This is a genomic window from Lysobacter sp. A289, assembly GCF_054072675.1.
This window is the reverse complement of record NZ_JBSVRN010000001.1, coordinates 1,703,689-1,723,124: the sequence shown is the minus strand read 5'-3', so window position 1 is coordinate 1,723,124 and position 19,436 is coordinate 1,703,689. Positions and strand designations below refer to the sequence as shown.

The window sequence follows — 19,436 nt, the reverse complement described above, 5'->3', positions numbered from 1 at the left end:
GTTCCAGCTATCGGGTGCGAAGCGCTGCAAGCAGGCCTTCAACAGGGTGAAAACGCAGTTCCAGTTCGGCCAGCAGCAGGCCCTGCACGTCCTTGTGGAACCTCTCCAGCCAGGCGTCGGGTTGGACGGCGCTGCTGACAGCGGAGGCTTCCGGGTCGGCCAACGGGCTCTGGCCGGCTGCGTGCAGGCGGGAAAAGTGTTGTCCCAGCAGGGCCGGCACGGTAGCCAGCAAGGTGTTCTCGCGTGGACTCAAGGTCTGTTCCATGACCGCATCGACTTCCGCGAGCCGGGCCAGATCGACCGACTCGCGCGTGAGCCGGTCGCGCAGCTGGCCGCGCAGACGACCGGTCGCCGCCTGCATCGTCCGCTGCAGGTCCAGATAACGGCCACCAACGGCGGTGTAATCCACCACCGCATCGTCCACGCCGGAACCGGATGCGCTCGTCTCGAGCGCAGCCGATGCCTGGACAATGGCCTTCACCAACGCGGTGCGAACGCGCGCGCATTCGGATGCCTCGCTGCCGTCAAAATCCGGCACCTCGGTAGCGGCGGCGGGAACCCGGCCATCCAGTGCCCGGGACAGGGCAACCGCGCGGTTCCAGTCGATCCATTGACTCAGTCGATCCGACAACGTGTGCCTGGACGGCTGGATGTCGGCATCGGTGAGACGAACCAACAGGCGGATGAATGCCGGGCCGGGAACGGGCGTCCGTGGAGGTGCCTTGGCCATGGTTTGCTGCGGCATAATCGCTGCGGCATGACCGCTTCGGAAAACCGGTAATTTTACATGCTTCCTGCACGGAGCCAGGAATGAACAGGCTCTCCGGTGCCGGCGGGTTCCACGTGGCAGCTAACGGGATAGCTCCCAAAGCGAGCGGTGCTAGCATCAGCCGGTCAACCGCCTCCGCACAGGTAGCTACCTTGAAACGATTGCTCCTTTCCGCGCTTGTCCTGCCCGCGTGCTCGTTCGCATTTGCCGCCGACCTGCCGACATTCAATCCGCAACAACTGTCGGATGAAGTGAAAGCTTTCTCTTCCGATGCGTTCGAGGGTCGGGCACCCGCGACTCCAGCGGAAGCCAGGACCGTCGACTACATCGTCAACGGGATGAAAGACGCAGGCCTCGAGCCCGGCGGCGACCTGAAGGACGGCAAGCGTGCGTGGACCCAGGCGGTGCCGCTGGCGCGCAGCAATATCGTTGGCGTACCAACGCTGACGCTGACCGTGGACGGCAAAGCGCGAGCACTGACCCAGGGTGAGGAAATCGCGATCCGCGCACCGATGGATGGCTCCACCTCCGTTGACGTCAAGGACGCGCCGCTGGTGTTTGTCGGCTATGGCGTCAGCGCACCGGAGCGCGACTGGGACGACTACAAGGGGCTGGACCTGCACGGCAAGATTGCGGTGGTGCTGGTCAACGACCCGGATTTCGAGACCGGCGAGGGCGACTTTGGTGGCCCGGCGATGACCTACTACGGCCGCTGGACTTACAAGTATGAAGAGGCCGCGCGGCGCGGTGCCGTCGGCATGCTGGTGGTGCATGAGACGGCGCCGGCGTCCTACGGTTGGGACACGGTGAAGAACTCCAATACCAACACCATGTTCGATATCGTGCGCGACCAGCCGGCTGAAGCGCATGTCCAACTGGAAGGCTGGATCCAGCGCGACCTGGCGGTCGAGATGTTCGAGCAGGCGGGGTTGGACTTCGCCGAGCTGAAAAAACAGGCGCAGACGCGCGCGTTCCAGCCGGTGGCTCTGGAGGGCGAAAGCCTGTCGGCCAACTTCAAGGTCGACTCCGAAGTCATCACTTCGCAGAACGTGGTCGGCCGCCTCGAGGGCAGCACGCATCCCGACCAAACCGTTATGTACACCGCGCACTGGGACCACCTGGGCATCGGTGAGCCCGATGCCACCGGTGACCGCATCTACAACGGCGCGGTGGACAACGCTACCGGCGTGGTCGCCTTGATCGCATTGGCGCGCGCTTTTACCGAGGCACCGCAGCCTGAGCGTTCGGTCGTGTTCCTGGCCGTGACCGCCGAGGAAAAAGGCCTGCTGGGGTCAGAGTATTACGCCGCCAACCCGCTCTATCCACTGGCCACCACCGCAGGCGTGTTGAATGCCGATGCGCTGAGCCCGCATGGCCCGTCACGCAATTTCACCATATCGGGCAACGCCAAGCTGGGTTTGCTGGATGCCATGGTCACGGACGCCAAAGCGTTTGACATGGTCTATACGCCCGATCCCAAGCCGGAGGCCGGCTACTTCTTCCGCTCCGATCACTTCTCGTTTGCCAAGCGTGGTGTGCCGGCGGTGTCGTTCGGCGCGGGCAACGACCTGATCGATGGCGGCGTGGAGGCCGGCAAGGTATTCGAAGACCAGTACACGAGCCAGCACTATCACCAGCCATCCGACGAATGGCAGGCCGACTGGCCCTTCACCGGCATGGCGCGCGACCTTCAGTTGTTGTACGTGGTGGGCAACGACCTGGCCAACTCGCAACGATGGCCCGACTGGAGCAAGGACTCCGAGTTCCGCGGCACCCGTGACGAGACGGCCACGCAGCGGAAATAAAATCCAAGCCGGGGGAGTGACGTCAATAACCGGTATCCAGCGCGAAGATCGGTTTGCGGTTCTTCCACCGGCCCTCGGTGAAGTCCGGGAAGTCGAGGGTCTCGAAGTTCCCGGCAATCGATTGCTCCGACAATGGGGTGATCGCGCTCCAGGTAACGGCGTCGTAGATGTCGATCGGCATCGCGTCGCCGGCTTTCAAAGCCTCCACGAAGCCGTTGAGTACGAACCAGTCCATCCCGCCGTGTCCCGCGCCCGCCGCGGTCTCGGCATATTTCTTCCACAGTGGATGGTCGTACTTGCGGAACCATTCCTGGGCGTCGTCCCATTTGTGTGGCGGGCTTTTGCCCTCGATGTGGACGCCTTTGTTGACGTCCATCCACAATCCTTCGGTGCCCTGCACGCGGAAGCCGAGCGAGTAGGGACGCGGTAGCGAGACGTCCAGTGTCAACACGATGGTCTCGCCGTTCTCGCAGGCGATCTGGGTGGTGATCACGTCGCCACGGGCGAACTCGAGTGTTGCGTTGGGATGGTTTGGGCCGGCCTTGTCGACGATGTAGTCGTGCAGGCCACGGGCCTTGCTGGCGAACGAGTTGATCCGGGTAAACCGGTTGCCACGATTGATATTGGCAAAGTGCGCGCACGGCCCGATGCCATGGCTGGGATACAGGTCGCCGTTGCGGTCGATCGAATGCTGCGTCCGCCAGCGCGCCTCCGACCAGCCCTTGTCGCCGTACTCCACGCCACTGTCGTACGGCTCGTCGGGGTTGCCGGAGTTGAAACCCACCCCGCGCAGGTCGTGCTGGTAGCCGCCCTGCAGATGAACGATCTCGCCGAACACGCCCTGGCGAGCCATGTTGAGCGCTGCCATCACGTCGCGGCGGTAGCAGACGTTCTCCAGCAGCATGTAGGGCGTGCCGGTTTTCTGCTGTGTGCGCAGCACGTCCCAGTGGTCCTGCAGGGTGATGCCGGCGACCACCTCGCAACCGACAGGTATTTTTGCCTGCATCGCGTCGATCGCCATGGGCGCGTGCCATTCCCACGGTGTGGCGATGATCACACCGTCCAGGTCATCCATCTCCAGCAATCCGCGGTAGGCATGCACATCGCCGTCGGCGCCAAAGGTCTTCGGCTTCGGCTTGCCGGCCTTCTCGATTGCCGCAACGGCGCGGCCCAGCATGATCGGTTCGATATCACACAGCGCAACCAGGTCGACATCACTGCGTCCCAGCAGCGAACCCATCAGGCTCTGGCCACGCAAGCCGGTACCGATCATGCCTAGCCGCAGCTTGCTGCGCGGTCGGGCAAAGGCGGGCGTCCAAACCCCGGCAGCAGCCAGGGTGCCGCCGGCGATGCCGGTAATCAGGAATTCGCGACGTTTCATGCTTCCGGTACCGTTTTTTGAGGCGGTCGACAATATAGCTTGTCGACACCGTCGTGAAATTGGCCTCCATCCGTAAAGCCGGGGCTGCTGCCACGCCTGGAGGGCGAGCAGACACCGTGTTTACGGGCACCCGGGCAGGGTGGTGGAAACACAGGCGAACCCCATGCTGAAGCCCGAACCTCACAGCGACGTCGTATTTCTGCTCGACGTCGACAATACCTTGCTCGACAACGATGGCTTCAAGGCCGAACTTGACGCACGCTTGGTGCGTGACTTCGGGGCCGACGACGCCGCTCGCTACTGGTCGCTTTACGACAGCGTTCGCGAGGATCTTGGCTATGCCGATTACCTCGCGACCTTGCAGGCCTTCCGTGAGGGTCTGGACGCGGATCCGGACCTGTTGCAGATGTCCGACTTCCTGCTTGAGTACCCGTTTGCGCAGCGCCTTTACCCCGAAGCGCTGGAGGTGGTCAGGCATCTGCACACGCTCGGCACGCCGGTGGTGTTGTCCGATGGCGACGTGGTATTCCAGCCGCGCAAGGTCCAGCGTTCTGGCCTTTGGGACGCCTTGCACGGCCGGGTGCTGATCTACCTGCACAAGCAGCACATGCTCGACGCGGTGCAACGCCGGTTTCCGGCGCGCCATTACGTGATGGTCGATGACAAGCCGCGACTGCTGGCCGAGATGAAGCAGGTCATGGGTGCGCGCCTGACCACGGTGTTCGTCAGCCAGGGCCATTACGCCGATGAAGCGATCGGAAAGACCTTCGTGCCGCCACCCGATATCGTGGTGGAACGGATCGGCGAACTGGTCGGTTTCGCGCTGGAGCGCTTTGTCCCGGCCCGCACGCCGAAGATCGGCGGCAAGTAGCCCCATGAAAAAACCCGCCGGAGGCCGGCGGGTTTGGAGGTCGCTGGATCCCCGCTTTCGCGGGGATGTTGGTCAGCCCAGCAACACCCGGTTCATCCGCTGCACGAATGCGGCAGGATCGGGCAGCGGTGCGCCGGCGGCGATCTCGGCCTGCTCCAGCAGCAGCGTGGCCAGGTCCTGCGCCTTGGCATCGTCGGTTTCCGCCTCGACCCGATTGAGCAGTTCGTGCTGCGGATTGATCTCCAGCGTCGGCTTGCTTTCGGGCAGTTCCTGGCCGGCTTCGCGCATCAGTCGGGCGAAATGCGGGGCCATGTCGTAGTCGGCCAACGCCAGGCAGGAAGGCGAGTCGGTGAGACGGGCGGACACGCGCACGTCGCTGACGCGGTCGCCCAGCAGGGTCTTGAGCCTGGCCACCAGCGGTTCCGCGGATTTGACGGCCGCGTCCTGCCTGGCCTTGTCATCCTCGTCCAGCGGCAACTCGCCCTTGGCGACGTTCTGCAACTTCTTGCCGTCGTACTCGTGCAGCGAGCCGAGCATCCACTCGTCGATGCGGTCGGACATCAACAGCACTTCGACTCCCTTGGCCTTGAATGCCTCCAACTGCGGGCTTCCGAATGCGGCGGCATGGCTCTCCGCGGTGATGAACCAGATGGTGTCCTGGCCTTCGGTCATGCGGCCGATGTAATCGTCCAGCGAGACCGTCTGCTTGCTGCCCTCGGCCTTGGTGGAAGCGAAGCGAAGCAGCTTGGCGATGCGTTCGCGGTTGCCGACATCCTCGCCGATGCCTTCCTTGAGCGTGTTGCCAAAGGCCTTGTAGAAAGTGGTGAACTTCTCGGGCTCGTTGCGTGCCAGCGACTCGATCAGGTCCAGCACCCGCTTCACGCAGCTGGCCTTGATGCGCTCCAGCTGGCGGTTGTGCTGCAGCAACTCGCGGCTGACGTTGAGCGGCAGGTCGTCGGCATCGATCACTCCGCGCACGAAACGCAGGTAATTGGGCAGCAGCTCCTCGGCGGCGTCCATCACGAACACGCGCTTGATGTAGAGCTTCAGCCCCTTGCGCTCGTCGCGCCCGCCCATCATCAGGTCGAACGGCGGCTGCGACGGCAAGTACAGCAGCGTGGTGAAACTCTGGTTGCCTTCGACGCGGTTGTGCGACCACGCCAACGCATCATTGAAGTCGTGGCCGAGTGACTTGTAGAAGCCCTGGTATTCCTCGTCGGAAATCTCCGACTTGGGCTTGGTCCACAGCGCGGAGGCGGCGTTTACGGTTTCCCATTCGTCGGCCGCCGTGGCGTCTTCGTTCTTGTCGTCGTCGCTTTCGTCCTTGTCGGCCACTTCCTTGGGCATCCGGATCGGGAAGGCAACGTGGTCGGAGTAGCGGTTGATCAGCGAGCGCAGCTTCCAGTCGGCAAGGAACTCGTCCTCATCGGCTTTAAGGTGCAGTACCACGGTGGTGCCACGCTCGGCCAGCTCGACCGGCTCCAGGGTGTATTCACCCTTGCCGTCGCTCTCCCACTTCACCCCGCCGCTCGCCGGCGCGTCGGCGCGGCGGGTCAACACGGTGACCTTGTCGGCAACCACGTAGGCCGAATAGAAGCCCACGCCAAACTGACCGATCAAGCGGGCGTCGGCCTTCTGCTCGTTCCCCATCGCGGCCAGGAAGCGGCGTGTGCCGGAGCTGGCGATAGTGCCGATGTTGGCCACGACTTCATCGCGGCTCATGCCGATGCCGTTGTCGCGGATGGTGATGGTGCGGGCGTCCTTGTCACAGCTGACGTCGATATGCAGCTCGCCATCGCCAGCGGTCATCTCCGGGTGGGCGATCGCCTCGAAGCGCAACTTGTCGCAGGCGTCGGAGGCGTTGGAGATCAGCTCGCGCAGGAAGATCTCCTTGTGCGAATACAGCGAGTGCGTGACCAGATGCAGGACCTGGGCGACTTCGGCTTCAAATTGGCGGGTTTCGGTGCTTGCGTTCATGCGTAGAGGTCCATTGGCGCGAAAACAGATTGGTCAGCCAGTGAACGTGGGTGTGCGTGAGGCGAAATCAAGCCGGACGGCATGATCGGCCGTGACTCGAGTCGGCTCGTCATTGGCCGCTGCCTCCCGCATGTGCCAATAATCGGCGGCTGAAAGGATGGTTGCAAAAATCGGGGAGTGGCTGATGGGATGGGTGCTGATGCTGGTAGTCCTGGCCCTGCTGGCCTGGGCAGTGGTGGCCTTCAACCGCCTGGTGCGGTTGCGGAATCTGGTGCGGGCGGGCTGGGCCGACATCGACGTGCAGTTGCTGCGCCGACATGATCTGGTGCCGATGCTGGTGGAGGCGGTGCGGGGTTACGCCAATCATGAAAAGGCGACCCTCGACAGCGTGACGGCGTTGCGCGGGCAGGCGATGCAGACGCAGTCCCCGGCGCAGCTGGCCGGCATCGAGCACGCGCTGGAGCAGGGCGTCGTCCGGTTGCTGTTGTTGCAGGAGGCCTATCCGGACCTGAAGGCCAGCGGGAACTTCCTGCAGTTACAGCGCGATCTGGTGGAGGTGGAAGATCATCTCCAATACGCGCGGCGCTTTTACAACGGCGCGGTTCGCGAACTCAATGATGCGGTACAGAAGTTTCCAGACCTGTTGGTGGCGCGCGGTTTCGGATTCGCCGAAGCGGAGTTTTTTGAAGCCGGTGAGGGCAGTCGCGCCGTGCCGAAAGTGGAGACGTTGCGATGAGGCATTTGCTGGGCGTGTTGATGGGTTTGGCGTGGGTGCTGGGCCTGTGGCCGGCCGTGGCAAACGCGCAGGAACGGATCCTCGGCTTCGACAGCGATATCACGGTGCTTGCCGACGGCGGGCTGGAAGTCGTCGAGACAATCCGCGTACGGGCCGAAGGCAAGCAGATCCGCCGCGGTATCTACCGGGATTTTCCGACCCGCTACAAGGACCGGGCCGGCAACCGGGTTGTGGTGGATTTCAAGCTGCTCGGGATCAAGCGCGATGGTCGGCCGGAACCCGGTTTCACCGAGCGCATCGACAACGGGGTGCGCATCAACACCGGCGATGACGCGTTGCTGCCGGTGCCGGCTGAGATCACCTACACGATCCGCTATCGCACTTCCCGGCAGATGGGCTTCTTCGATTCCCACGACGAGCTGTACTGGAATGCGACCGGTCTGGGCTGGGCGTTTCCGATAGAGCAAGTCACCGCGCGGGTGCATCTGCCCGTGGCCGTGCCGGCTTCGCAGTTGAAGGCGGAGGCCTATACGGGACGCGCCGGGGCGAAGGGCCAGGATCACCAGGCGTCGGTCAACGACGCCGGCGAGGCGGAATACCGGACTACCCGTGCTTTGGCACCGGGCGAGGGGATCACGATCGTGCTGGCGTTCCCCAAGGGCATCGTTGCGGCGCCGGACACGATGCAGCAGCTGGGTTGGCTGTTGAAAGACAACAGCGGTGTATTGATCGCGCTGATCGGACTGGCGGGCCTGCTGGTGTTCTACCTGCATCGTTGGCATCGGCGGGGTCGTGATCCGGAGCCGGGCTCGATTTTTCCGCAGTACGAGCCGCCGGAAGGCTGGTCGCCGGCGGAGCTGCGTTTCCTGCGCAAGATGGCCTACGACAATCGCTGTTTTTCCTCTGACCTGGTCGACATGGCGGTGCATGGCGGGCTGAGCATCCACAACGAGGGCGGGAAGGATTGGCAGCTGAAACGCGAGGCCGACAGCGAGACCGCAGAGTTGTCCGCCACCCAGCGCGAGCTGGAGAAAAAACTGTTCTCGGCCGGTGACGAACTGATCCTGACCGACAAAAATGCCGGCACCATCGGCGGGGCCCGGCGGGATCACCAGCAGGCCTTGATGAAGCGACTGAAGCCCGACTATTACGTCAGCAACACCCGCACCGTGGTCATCGGTGTCGCGGCGTCCGTCGCTTACGGGGCGCTCGCGTTCATCGTGTCCGGCGGTCACGGGGTGTTCCTGATCATTCTGCTGTTGGTACTGGCGCTGGGCGCACATATTGCTGCGGGCCATCTGATGCCGGCGCCGACTGCAAAGGGTCGCGCGCTGCTGGACCGGGTCGAGGGACTGCGTCTGTATCTGGGCGTGGCCGAGCGCGACGAACTGCGCGTGATGCAGGCACCGGGCGAGGCACCGCCGCTGGATGCGCAGCGTTACCAAGCCCTGTTGCCCTATGCGTTGGCGTTGGACGTGGAGGATGCCTGGACGGCGAAATTCACCGCCGCCGTGGGTGCGGCTGCAGCGGCCGCTGCAGCCGGAGCGATGCACTGGTATCGCAGCAGCTCCTCACTGGCCAATCTGGGCGACATGAACCGCGCACTAGGCAGCGCGCTGAACCGGCAGATCTCCTCGTCCGCTACGCCGCCGGGCAGCAGCTCGGGCAGTGGCGGTGGTGGCTTTTCCGGCGGCGGTGGCGGCGGAGGAGGGGGCGGCGGGCGGTAAGCCGATGGCAGGGCCCGTTCTCAGTCCGCGCGGGTGCCGAAGATCTTGTCGCCGGCATCGCCCAGCCCGGGCAGGATGTAGCCGCGCTCGTTCAGGCGCTCGTCGATCGAGGCGGTATAGATCTCCAGGTCTGGATGCGCCGCCTCGACCGCGCGCAGGCCTTCGGGCGCGGCGACCAGGAACAGGCCCTTGATGCGCGTTGCGCCGGCGGCCTTGAGCATGTCGACGGTGGCGATCAGCGTGCCGCCGGTTGCCAGCATCGGGTCGAGGATCAGTGCGGTGCGATCGGACATGTTGCCGACCAGCTTCTCGTAATAGGTGACCGCGCCCAGGGTCTGCTCATCGCGTTGCAGGCCGACCACGCTGACCTTGGCCGCCGGGATCATTTCCAACACGCCCGGCAGCATCCCGATGCCGGCGCGCAGGATCGGCACCAGGGTGATCTTGCGGCCCTTGATCCGGCGTATCCGGATGGGAGCTCCGGCCCATCCTTCCACCTCGACCGATTCGGTTTCCAGGTCGGCCGTCGCTTCGTAGGTCAGCAGCGTGGCGACCTCGGACGACAGTTCGCGGAACGACTTGGTGCTGTTGTCTGCGCGACGCAGCAGGCCGAGTTTGTGTTGCACCAGCGGATGATGGACTTCGACGATTTTCATTGACCCAAGTGTGCCATGGCCTTGGTCACTTTCGCCCCGGGTGAAAATCGCTATAGGCTGGTTCGTTGCCAATCCGCAGCCGTCACGGCCGGTCGGCCCCAGCCAGGATCCCGAGCATGAGTCTGTTCCGCACCAAATCCATCGAGCAATCCATGGCCGATGCGGCCGAGCCCGGCCACCAGCTCAAGCGTTCGCTGAGCACCTGGGACCTGATGATCCTGGGTGTGGCGGTGGCGGTCGGTGCGGGAATCTTCTCGGTCGGGGCGCGCGCGGCAGGCAGCTTCGCAGGGCCGGCGGTGACGCTGTCGTTCGTGCTTGCGGCCGTGACCTGTGCGCTGGCGATCATGTGTTACGCGGAGTTCGCCTCCACCATCCCGGTTGCGGGCAGTGCCTACACCTATACCTACGCAACCATGGGCGAGTTGTTGGCGTGGATCATCGGCTGGGACCTGATCCTGGAGTTGCTGACCGCCGGCGCGGTGATCGCCAAGTACTGGGGTATTTACCTGAGCACGGTGTTCGACCTGTTCGATGTGCACATACCCACCACCATCGACGTATTTGGGCTGGGGATGGATTGGGGGCCGCTGTTCATCGTCGCGGTGTTCACCGCATTGCTGATCCAGGGCACCCAGTTGTCGGCCCGGGTCAACAACGTGTTCACCCTGATCAAGGTCGGCATCGTGCTGTTCGTCATCGTGGTCGGTTTCACGTACCTGAAAATGGAGAACTTCACCCCGTTCGTGCCGCCGGCAGTGCCAACCGGTGGAGGTGATTCGGATGTGTGGTCGCAATCGCTGGTGTCATGGGCCACGGGCGCGGCGCCGGCCCAGTACGGTGTTGCCGGCGTGCTGTCGGGGGCGGCGCTGGTGTTCTTCGCTTTCATCGGCTTTGACGTCGTCGCCACCTCGGCCGAGGAGGTCAAGGATCCGCAGAAGACCTTGCCGCGCGGCATCTTCGGCGGACTGGCGCTGGTGAGTGTGCTGTACATACTGGTATCGCTGGCGCTGACGGGAATGGTGCCGTACACGGTACTGGCGGCGGCGGAGAATCCATCGCTGGCCACCGCATTCGTTGCCGTGGGCGCCGATTGGGCCGCGCAAGTGATCTCGGTGGGGATCCTGATCGGGCTGACGACGGTCATCATGGTGTTGCTGCTGGGCCTGTCCCGTGTGCTGTTGGCGATGAGTCGCGACGGGTTGTTGCCGCGCTGGCTCGCAGTGACCTCCGACCAGCGCCATACACCGGTGCGCCTGCAACTGATCAGCGGCGCGGCGGTCGCGTTGCTGGCGGGCTTCACCAACGTGGAAATACTGGAAGAGATGATCAACATCGGCACCCTGTCCGCGTTCGTACTGGTCAGCGTCGGAGTGGTGGTGTTGCGCCACAAACGCCCCGACCTGACCCGCGGCTACAAGGTGCCGTTCTCACCCGTGCTGCCCATCGTCTCGGCGCTGCTGTGTACGTATCTGATGCTCAACCTGACCACGTTGACCTGGGTGCGGTTCGTGGTCTGGTTGGCGGTTGGCTTTGCCATCTACTTCCTCTACGGGCGGCGCCATTCACGGGTCGGGATGCGTGAGAGAGGGGAGATCGGGCGCGACGGATAGGTTTGCCTCGCCGCATAACGCGCGTTTGCGGGCGGCGCTGAGTTGCTTGATGGCGTATTCGGCGCGGCTGGCGCTGCTGCGGTCGGGGTGCTCGAACCGGGCCATCAGTCGTACCGGAGGGTGCGCGCGGGTATAGCGCGCACCTTTGCCCGCCAGATGCTGGGCATAACGACGCTCCACATCGATGGCGATGCCGGTATACAGGCTGCCGTCGCGGCACTCGATCAGGTAGACGTACCAGCAGGTCATCGGCGCAGTGTAACGAGGACGGCCGATGAGCGAAAAATGTTCATCCGGCGTTGAGCCGCGTGCATCCCATGCACCCTAAACTGGGCCTCCATCCTGACTGTCGGTTTTTCGCGCATGTCCAAGCCCCGGTGCCTCGCCGCGATCTGCGTGACGTTGTTATTGGCGGCCTGCAACCTGCAGGCGCCGGTTGACGCCACCGCGCCGGTCACCGAGACCCGCGCAGATGCCGCCGTGGAACCGCCGGGCGGAGCGGTATCGGATGCGACGGTCGCCGTACCGGTGGCGCCGGTGCGGATCAGCGAGCGGGTGGAAACCGACTGGCAACCAATGGCATTGACCGCCGGTGAAGCATGGATCAGTTGCGACTCGGATTATGCCGATGGCGAAGGTCAGCCTTTGCTCTCGCTGGGCTATTCGGTAATGCGCAGGTCGCTGGCCCGGTGCAGCGATCCCGGGCTGTTGCGGTTGCGCTACCAAGGCAAGATATCCAGTGAATTCACTGCTCTGGTCGAACGTGTGGTGGAGCTTGCCGACACCCTGGGCATCGACAAGCGCATCCTCGACATCGACTCCACCGGTGGCCAGATCGAGCAGGCAATCCGGGTCGGCGACCTGATTGGTGGCTCGGGCTGGACGGTCTGGGTGCGCGAGGACGCCGTCTGTCACAGCTCTTGCGTGCTGGTGCTGGCGGCCGGGGACATGCGGATGATTGCCGGCAAGGTCGGGATACACCGGATGATCCGGATCGGGTCAAAAGCCACCTCACGCGCCGAGCTGCAGCAGGAACTGGAAGAAGTCCACGCCCAAGTGCGCGAATACCTGCAGCGGAACGGGGTGGCGTTTGCCGTCGCGGACTTGATGATGACCGTCCCCAACCGTCGCTTGCGCCTGCTGACCGATGACGAGTTGGAACTGTACGGATTGAACGGCCTGAACGCGGTGGAGGATGACCTGCAGCGCATCCAGTTGACCCGCCAGTGCGGCGAAGCGTTCGTCCAGCGCAAGGATGCGTTTTACCGGGCTTTCGAACGTGAATGCCAGGCTCCCGGTGGGGAGGTGGGGGTAATGGGCGAATGTGCCCAGCAATTGCGCCACCGTTTCGGTTTCCCGGACAGCGAGTGCCCGACGCAGAGCCCGTTGTCCGAATACGACTCGGCGCTGGAAATGCCCGACGACGTGCTCAACGGCAATCCGACGTCATAACCAATACAGCCGACTAACACAACCGCCACATTGCGTTAATACCCGTTGCCCCATCTTCCAAGGTGCGGCTTGCGGTGACGTGCCAGCAGGCTCGGTGCATCCAACGCAACGGAAGGAGGTGACCGGTGCAAGACAGGAACAGGAACGTCGGCAATGATCTCAAGGCGATGGCCCAGGACGTCGTCGACATGGGCGCGCAATGGGTTCAGTCGGGGCGTGAATGGATGGACGAACGGAGAGACGGGATGACCAACCGTAACCAGGCTCCCCATGGATCGCGACGAGACCAGAACCAGTACCGGCATGACGCCAACCCCCGTTCTCGCGCGGATCAGCCGGAACGTGAGGCTGGCCCCGGCTATGCCGGCGCTGGGCCGGATACGTATCTGGGCGAAAACGTGACCCGCCACGCCCAGCGCTATGCCGTGCCTGGCGACACCCAGCCCGACTATTACGACCGCCCGGGTTACAGCCAGACGGCTTACGACGGAGCAGACTATCGCGGGCCGCAGCGGCGCAGCTACAGCGGCATGGGGCCCAAAAACTATGTTCGTTCCGACAGTCGCATCAACGAGGATCTGTGCGAGCGGCTGAGCCAGGATCACGATGTGGACGCCAGCGACATCGAGGTCAAGGTTGTCGATGGCACCGCGACGCTGGACGGTACGGTCGCGCAACGCTGGATGAAACATCGCGCCGAGGATCTGGCGGATGCCTGCAGCGGCGTGCGCCACGTGGAGAACCGGATCCGCGTACTGACGGCGGCCGATGGTGATGAGCGGCAGCCCTGGTCGTCCGGGACGGCCAGTGCGCAGGCTGCACCGGATGCCGCTCGTAGCGCCGGTGTCGCCAGCGATCGCGGTGGCACTGCATCAGGCAGCAGCACGCCAGGAGGCAGCACGACGAGCGGATAAGCCGCGTCGCGTCGCCGGGCACGACCGGTCAGGACGCCGGGATCACCCTGATTTCGGCGTCTCCCAAGGTGACAACCTGGCCCACGCGGATCTTGCAGGTCTTGCGCAACTCGGTCACGCCATCCACGGCGACGGCACCGCTGGCGACCATGGCCTTGCCGGCGCCGCCGCTATCGCATAGCCCGGCCAGTTTGAGCAACTGGTTGAGTTCGACATGGTCGTGGGCGGGATCGAGTTCGAAATCGGATGCTTGCATCTGCGGCTCAGTCAGCGGGGAGGATGCAGGGTCGCAGCCGGCATGAACGTGCGCAATACCTGACCGGCCGGCAACCTGCGATCATGGCGCATGACCCAGACTGCCACCGACCCGTCCTTCGCTTCGCTATCGCTGCCCACGAGCCTGATGCAGGGCGTCGAGGCGCTGGGATACCGGCAGCTGACCCCGATCCAGGCGCAGTCGTTACCGGCGATCCTGGACGGCCGTGACGTAATTGCGCAAGCGCCCACCGGCAGCGGCAAGACCGCGGCGTTCGGTCTGGGCCTGTTGCACCGCCTGGATCCGGCCCGGATCCAGACCCAGGCATTGGTGCTGTGCCCCACGCGCGAACTGGCCGATCAGGTCGGCAAGCAACTGCGCAAACTGGCGCTGGGTATCCCCAACTTGAAGGTGTCGGTGCTGTGCGGAGGCATGGCGCTGGGGCCGCAGCTGGCGTCACTGGCGACCCACGACCCGCAGGTGGTGGTCGGCACGCCCGGACGCATCCAGGAACTGCTGCGCAAGAAGGCGCTGCATCTTCGCGGAGTGCGAACGCTGGTGTTGGATGAGGCCGACCGGATGCTCGACATGGGCTTCGAGGAGCCGATCCGGGAGATCGTCGGCAAGACCCCGAAGGATCGTCAAAGCCTGCTGTTCTCGGCGACCTTTCCCGATGCCATCCGCGGGCTGGCGAACGCGATGCTGCAGCAGCCACTGGAAATCACCGTGGAAGCGGCCGAAAGCCAGGCCCCGATCCAGCAGCTTTTCTACGAGGTCGAGTCCGCGCGCAAGACGCCGTTGCTGGCCGCGTTGCTGCTTGAGTTCCGTCCCGAGTCCTGCGTGGTGTTCTGCAATATGCGCCGCGATACCGCCGAGGTGGTCACGTCGCTTGAGCACTACGGTTTCACCGCGCTGGCCCTGCATGGCGACATGGAGCAGCGCGATCGCGACGAGATCCTGGTGCGCTTCGCCAACCGCAGTTGCAGCGTACTGGTCGCCAGCGATGTCGCCGCGCGTGGGCTTGACGTCGAGGACCTGGCAGCGGTGGTCAATTACGAGCTGCCGACCGATCCGGACATCTACGTGCACCGCATCGGCCGCACCGGTCGTGCAGGCAAGGATGGATTGGCCCTGAGTCTGTGCGCGCCGCGCGAAGTACCCCGTGCGCTGGCGATTGCCGAACATACGGGTACCGCACTGGCTTGGCGACGCGGCACACCATTGGCCGGCAAGGCCTCCGGGGTGAAGCCAGCGGCCATGGTTACCCTGCGGATCGATGCCGGGCGCACCGACAAGTTGCGACCCGGCGATATCGTCGGCGCATTGACCGGCGATGCCGGTCTGGCGGCCTCGGCAGTGGGCAAGATCGACGTCTTCGCAACCCGTTCCTACGTCGCCATTGCCCGCAACCAGGCCGACACCGCGCTGGCGCAGTTGCGTGCAGGAAAAATCAAGGGTCGCCGCTTCCGGGTCAACCGGATCTAGGCGGGTTTGCGGCTATCGGCCGTTGACGCTGAACCGTCCCGGGCCAAGCAACGCGATCGCCAGCCCGGTGACAAAGTACATCCCCTGCAGTTCCAGTGCCCAGCCGCCACCGCTCATGCTGCCCAGTTGACCGGCATGAACGAGAACGACGGCGACGATCATGTTGATGGCAATCAGCAGCCCACCGATTCGGGCGTAGAAGCCGATCAGGACCATCAACGGCGCTACCACCTCGCCGATCAGTACCGCGTAGCCCAGGAAGCCGGGTAGGCCGCGCGCCTCGACCATGCCGGTGATGGACGCCAGACCGCCGTCAAGTTTGGAGAGTCCATGGAGCAGGATCAGTAGCCCCAAAGCGACCCGCAGGAACAGTTTGGCGAGATCTTGCTGCAGCGCTGGATTCATCGGAGCGATCCTGGTCGGGAGGAGGGGACAAGCATACGTTTGATTCTGCTGGTTTCACGGTTACTCCACCACGCTCTTGGATTCCGCCGTCACCAGCATCTCGGGGTGCTCGACCCGGCGCGGCTTGCCCAGCAGCGGATGGACGAACACTGCCGACAGGATGATCGTCACGCCCAGGTAGAAATACATCGTCAGTTCGTGCTGTTCACCCAATAGCAAAATGGCCAGCACGATGGCGTAGACCGGCTCCAGGTTGACGGCGAGCTGGGCGGAGAAGGCGCTCATGTGGCGCAATGCAACCAGCGACAGCGCGAACGGAAGCAGTGTGCAGACCAGCGCCAGCACCAGTAACAGGACCATATCGCGGGTCCCGGGCATCACCAGCAAGTCGCCGGAGAAGGCGGGAAACACCAGCGGCATCACCGGCGCCAATGCCGTCAACGCAAGGGTGCCGGCGCCCAGTTCCAACGCGGTGACCGTCAACGGATCGGCGTGGTGGACCAGTCGTTTGTTGAGCGAGCCGAACAGGGCCACGAACAAGGCCGACAGCGCACCCACGGCAATGCCGATCCGCATGTCGGCAGGGACTCCGCCGACGATCAGCGCGACGCCGGGCAACACGCCAACGCCCAGGGCCAGGTCGCGTCGATTGAATCGGGTACGTGCCAGGCTGGGTTCGATCAGCGCGGTGAACACCGTGGCCAGTGCCATGCAGGTTGCACCGACCGAGGCGTTGGCCAGTTTGATCGCGCCGTAGAAGGTCAGCCAGTGCAAGGCCACCAGCACGCCGATGCCGGCGTAGGCCCAGAACAGCCTCGCCGGCATCGCGCGCAGCCCGCGCCAGACCCTGGGCAGCAAGGCCAGCGCGACCACCACGATCAACATCCGTGTCCACACCAGGGGCAGGGCCGGAAGCGTGATCAACTTGCCGAGGATCGCCGTGAACCCCCACAGCAGCACGCAGAAGTGGATCTGCAGGAACGCCTTGTTGTGCGGAGTCATCGGCATGGCGTGATGGGTGGTGGGGTTGCGGTCAGAACCGGCAATTATGCGCTTGCGATGGCGGGGCAGTGGAGGACAATAGCGGCTCGATTCAAGCCAGACCGGTCCATCGCGCCATGCCCACCACACAAGCCTGCGTTGCCGACCTTCCCGTTACCGCCACGTCGGAGCGTGCCTGGCTGGCGCCGCTGGAGCTGGTCGCGCTGGCCGCGATCTGGGGTGTGTCGTTCATGTTCCAGCGCGTTGCCGCGCCCGAGTTTGGCACTGCGGTGCTGTCGGAATTGCGGCTTGCGTTTGGCGCCCTGGTACTGCTGCCGTTCCTGTGGCGCGGGCGTGCAGCCTTCCCGGTCAGGGCCTGGCCAAAAGTGATCCTGCTGGGCGCGATCAACTGCGCGATCCCGTTTGCCCTGTTCGCCTGGGCCGCCCAGCACGCGCCCGCCGGTATCAGTGCGATTGCCAATGCCACCGCGGTGTTGTTCACCGCCCTGATAGGCTTTTTGTTCTTCGCCGAGAAAATCGGGGTACGCCGGGCGATCGCCTTGCTGGTGGGGTTTGTCGGCGTGGCCGTGCTGGCCAGTGGTGAGACTGCCGGCGCCAGCATCGGCTGGGCGGTTGCGGCGGGCTGTACGGCATCGTTCCTGTATGGCGTTGGTGGGCACATGCTGCGCCGCTACTTCTCGGGCATGCCACAGGCCGCATTGGCCGCGGCGACCCTCGGGGCATCGGCCCTGCTGACGTTGCCGTTCGCGGTCGCACAATGGCCGGCACAATCGGTATCGATGAACGCGTGGCTGTCGGCCATCCTGCTCGGGGTGCTGTGCACCGGCGCGGCCTATGCGGTGTATTACCGGCTGGTGCAGCGCATCGGGGCCAGCCGCGCGGTCACGGTCACCTACCTGGTGCCGCTGTTCGCGGTCGGCTGGGCATGGTGGTTGCTGGACGAGCCGGTGACCTTGTCGATGGGAGTCGCCGGCGCGCTGATCATGGGTAGCGTGGCGATCAGCCAGAAAGCCCGCAAGTGATGGGCACGCCCTGGTGTCGGATCAGTTGCGAAGCTGCTCGATCAGCGCCATCGCGGCGGCGGGGTTGCGGCGCTTGGCCGCGCTGATGAAGAAGACGAATACGTCGCGCGGCTTGTCCGTCACGATGGCGGTCGGGCCGATCCGCGGCACATCCCCGGGTTCACGCCCATCGGCCCAGATGCGCGCGCGCCTGGCCCAAAGCGCCAACTCTTCGGCGCTGTAGCCGCTGCTGAGCCCGGCTTGCGAGCGCATCAGCCGTAGGTACACGAAATCCGCGGTCACGTCGGCAAACGACGGGTACTCCCTGGAGTCGGTGAACACGGTGGCCATGCCGCGGCTGCGAACCATCGCGAGGTAGTTGGCATCGACGAAATCGGGCGCGCGTACGTCCAGTACGTGGCGCAACGGATGCCCGTCGACCTGGGGCGGCAGCAGGTCGAGGAACCTCTCGAAGTCGTCATGGGCGAGTTGGGTGCCCCGGTCGAACTGCCAGACAATGGGACCCAGACGGTCGCCCAGGGCGGTGATGTCGGCAAGAAAACCTTCCACCTGGCCACCAGCGTTGGCCAGCACGCGCGACTGCATGATCCGCTTGGGTGCCTTGAGCGAGAACACGAAGCCCGCAGGAGTCTCGCTGGCCCAGCGCGCATAGGTTTCGGGCTTCTGGGTGCCGTAATAGGTGCCGTTGATCTCGATCGCGCTGAGCTGGCGACTGGCGTATTCGAGCTCTCGGCGCTGGACCAGCCCGGCGGGATAGAAGCCGCCGCGCCAGGGCTCGTACGTCCAGCCGCCGATGCCGACCCTGATGCCGTCGATTGCATTCACTGCGTCGGCGGTCGCGGCAAACAGGTCGTCGTGGTCTTGGCGGCTCATGGGGACCAGTCGAGGGCGAGTGTCCAAAGGATAGCGCCGTGATGTTAACTGGCCGTTCCGGGTCGTCGGTGGTTGCGCTGTTATTGCTCCGCTTCGGCGCTCTCGAACTCGACCAGTACCTCCAGATCAAACGCCAAGGCCTCCACGGTCTCGCGCACCTTCTCCGCAGTGGCGTTGTCGGGCGCCTCGATCTCCAATACATGGGTGCCCGGACCCATGTTGTCGATCAAGCCGGCCGAGCTGGAGTCGGGGTCATCCATGTGCGGCATCAGGTCGGAGATTTCCTCGACGTGTTCGATGCCTGGAATGCCGGTCAGCAGGTCGGCGATCGCGCGCGCATCGTCTTCGCTGCCGGTGATTCGGATACGTAACTGGGGCATGGCAGCGGTCTCTGGTGTGGGGGTGTCAGGCTAGGCAGGCGGCGGCCAAGATGGCGTGACGGACGGCATGATCGCCGCGGCATCCTCACCTGCATTGGCCTTCGACTCGTTTAGG

Annotated in this window: 19 protein-coding genes; 9 read left to right on the top strand and 10 right to left on the bottom strand. The window is 64.4% G+C overall.

The annotated features are described in order from the left end of the window. Window positions 1–7: 7 nt before the first annotated feature. On the bottom strand, window positions 8–730 hold the full coding sequence (locus ACW5DN_RS07925; RefSeq protein ID WP_456962168.1) for a DUF3348 domain-containing protein: 723 nt from the start codon (window positions 728–730) through the stop codon (window positions 8–10). Between the two features lie 191 nt (window positions 731–921). On the opposite strand from ACW5DN_RS07925, the gene ACW5DN_RS07920 reads away from it, so the two are divergent. Next, window positions 922–2,574: a M28 family metallopeptidase gene (locus ACW5DN_RS07920; protein ID WP_456962167.1), complete on the top strand. Its 1,653-nt coding sequence runs from the start codon at window positions 922–924 to the stop codon at window positions 2,572–2,574. A gap of 22 nt (window positions 2,575–2,596) precedes the next feature. Here ACW5DN_RS07920 and ACW5DN_RS07915 read toward each other — a convergent pair whose 3' ends face one another. Then, window positions 2,597–3,955: a Gfo/Idh/MocA family protein gene (locus ACW5DN_RS07915; protein ID WP_456962166.1), complete on the bottom strand. Its 1,359-nt coding sequence runs from the start codon at window positions 3,953–3,955 to the stop codon at window positions 2,597–2,599. Window positions 3,956–4,118: 163 nt separating this feature from the next. Here ACW5DN_RS07915 and ACW5DN_RS07910 point away from each other — a divergent pair, with 163 nt between their 5' ends. Further along, complete coding sequence (locus tag ACW5DN_RS07910) at window positions 4,119–4,826, top strand: HAD family hydrolase (RefSeq protein ID WP_456962165.1); 708 nt, start codon at window positions 4,119–4,121, stop codon at window positions 4,824–4,826. Window positions 4,827–4,898: 72 nt separating this feature from the next. Here the strand turns inward: ACW5DN_RS07910 and htpG are convergent, their stop codons facing one another. After that, the gene (htpG, locus tag ACW5DN_RS07905) at window positions 4,899–6,803 is read right to left on the bottom strand and encodes a molecular chaperone HtpG (RefSeq protein WP_456962164.1); all 1,905 of its coding nucleotides are present in this window, start codon (window positions 6,801–6,803) and stop codon (window positions 4,899–4,901) included. A 184-nt stretch (window positions 6,804–6,987) separates the two neighbouring features. On the opposite strand from htpG, the gene ACW5DN_RS07900 reads away from it, so the two are divergent. Next, window positions 6,988–7,539 (top strand): LemA family protein, encoded by a 552-nt coding sequence (locus ACW5DN_RS07900; RefSeq protein WP_456962163.1) that lies wholly within the window; start codon window positions 6,988–6,990, stop codon window positions 7,537–7,539. Further along, complete coding sequence (locus ACW5DN_RS07895; protein ID WP_456962162.1) at window positions 7,536–9,266, top strand: DUF2207 domain-containing protein; 1,731 nt, start codon at window positions 7,536–7,538, stop codon at window positions 9,264–9,266. Before ACW5DN_RS07900 ends, ACW5DN_RS07895 begins: the two co-directional genes overlap by 4 nt. 20 nt (window positions 9,267–9,286) lie before the next feature. On the opposite strand, the gene upp is transcribed toward ACW5DN_RS07895, so the two are convergent. Next, window positions 9,287–9,922: a uracil phosphoribosyltransferase gene (gene upp, locus ACW5DN_RS07890; protein WP_456962161.1), complete on the bottom strand. Its 636-nt coding sequence runs from the start codon at window positions 9,920–9,922 to the stop codon at window positions 9,287–9,289. Between the two features lie 116 nt (window positions 9,923–10,038). Between upp and ACW5DN_RS07885 the strand changes: the two genes are divergently transcribed. Then, window positions 10,039–11,532 (top strand): amino acid permease, encoded by a 1,494-nt coding sequence (locus tag ACW5DN_RS07885; protein WP_456962160.1) that lies wholly within the window; start codon window positions 10,039–10,041, stop codon window positions 11,530–11,532. Here the strand turns inward: ACW5DN_RS07885 and ACW5DN_RS07880 are convergent. Beyond that, window positions 11,485–11,781 carry a GIY-YIG nuclease family protein gene (locus ACW5DN_RS07880; RefSeq protein WP_456962159.1) on the bottom strand — a complete coding sequence of 99 codons (297 nt, stop codon included), beginning with the start codon at window positions 11,779–11,781 and terminating at the stop codon, window positions 11,485–11,487. The two genes, ACW5DN_RS07885 and ACW5DN_RS07880, sit on opposite strands and share 48 nt — an antisense overlap. Before the next feature lie 114 nt (window positions 11,782–11,895). On the opposite strand from ACW5DN_RS07880, the gene ACW5DN_RS07875 reads away from it, so the two are divergent. Continuing rightward, complete coding sequence (locus tag ACW5DN_RS07875) at window positions 11,896–12,984, top strand: hypothetical protein (protein WP_456962158.1); 1,089 nt, start codon at window positions 11,896–11,898, stop codon at window positions 12,982–12,984. A gap of 125 nt (window positions 12,985–13,109) precedes the next feature. Further along, complete coding sequence (locus tag ACW5DN_RS07870; protein WP_456962157.1) at window positions 13,110–13,898, top strand: BON domain-containing protein; 789 nt, start codon at window positions 13,110–13,112, stop codon at window positions 13,896–13,898. 28 nt (window positions 13,899–13,926) lie between these two features. Here ACW5DN_RS07870 and ACW5DN_RS07865 read toward each other — a convergent pair whose 3' ends face one another. After that, a complete protein-coding gene (locus ACW5DN_RS07865) occupies window positions 13,927–14,154 on the bottom strand; it encodes an RNA-binding S4 domain-containing protein (RefSeq protein ID WP_456962156.1) in 228 nt (75 codons plus the stop codon). Between the two features lie 90 nt (window positions 14,155–14,244). On the opposite strand from ACW5DN_RS07865, the gene dbpA reads away from it, so the two are divergent. Then, window positions 14,245–15,639: an ATP-dependent RNA helicase DbpA gene (gene dbpA, locus ACW5DN_RS07860; RefSeq protein WP_456962155.1), complete on the top strand. Its 1,395-nt coding sequence runs from the start codon at window positions 14,245–14,247 to the stop codon at window positions 15,637–15,639. 12 nt (window positions 15,640–15,651) lie between these two features. On the opposite strand, the gene ACW5DN_RS07855 is transcribed toward dbpA, so the two are convergent. Together ACW5DN_RS07855 and ACW5DN_RS07850 are read right to left on the bottom strand one after the other, a co-directional pair. Beyond that, complete coding sequence (locus ACW5DN_RS07855; RefSeq protein ID WP_456962154.1) at window positions 15,652–16,044, bottom strand: DoxX family protein; 393 nt, start codon at window positions 16,042–16,044, stop codon at window positions 15,652–15,654. 60 nt (window positions 16,045–16,104) lie between these two features. Beyond that, window positions 16,105–17,052 carry a DMT family transporter gene (locus ACW5DN_RS07850; protein WP_456962153.1) on the bottom strand — a complete coding sequence of 316 codons (948 nt, stop codon included), beginning with the start codon at window positions 17,050–17,052 and terminating at the stop codon, window positions 16,105–16,107. Between the two features lie 110 nt (window positions 17,053–17,162). Here ACW5DN_RS07850 and ACW5DN_RS07845 point away from each other — a divergent pair, with 110 nt between their 5' ends. Continuing rightward, window positions 17,163–18,068 carry a DMT family transporter gene (locus ACW5DN_RS07845; RefSeq protein ID WP_456962152.1) on the top strand — a complete coding sequence of 302 codons (906 nt, stop codon included), beginning with the start codon at window positions 17,163–17,165 and terminating at the stop codon, window positions 18,066–18,068. Window positions 18,069–18,089: 21 nt separating this feature from the next. Here ACW5DN_RS07845 and ACW5DN_RS07840 read toward each other — a convergent pair whose 3' ends face one another. Continuing rightward, on the bottom strand, window positions 18,090–18,941 hold the full coding sequence (locus ACW5DN_RS07840; RefSeq protein WP_456962151.1) for a DUF72 domain-containing protein: 852 nt from the start codon (window positions 18,939–18,941) through the stop codon (window positions 18,090–18,092). 80 nt (window positions 18,942–19,021) lie between these two features. Beyond that, the gene (locus ACW5DN_RS07835) at window positions 19,022–19,321 is read right to left on the bottom strand and encodes a hypothetical protein (RefSeq protein WP_456962150.1); all 300 of its coding nucleotides are present in this window, start codon (window positions 19,319–19,321) and stop codon (window positions 19,022–19,024) included. Window positions 19,322–19,436: the final 115 nt, after the last annotated feature.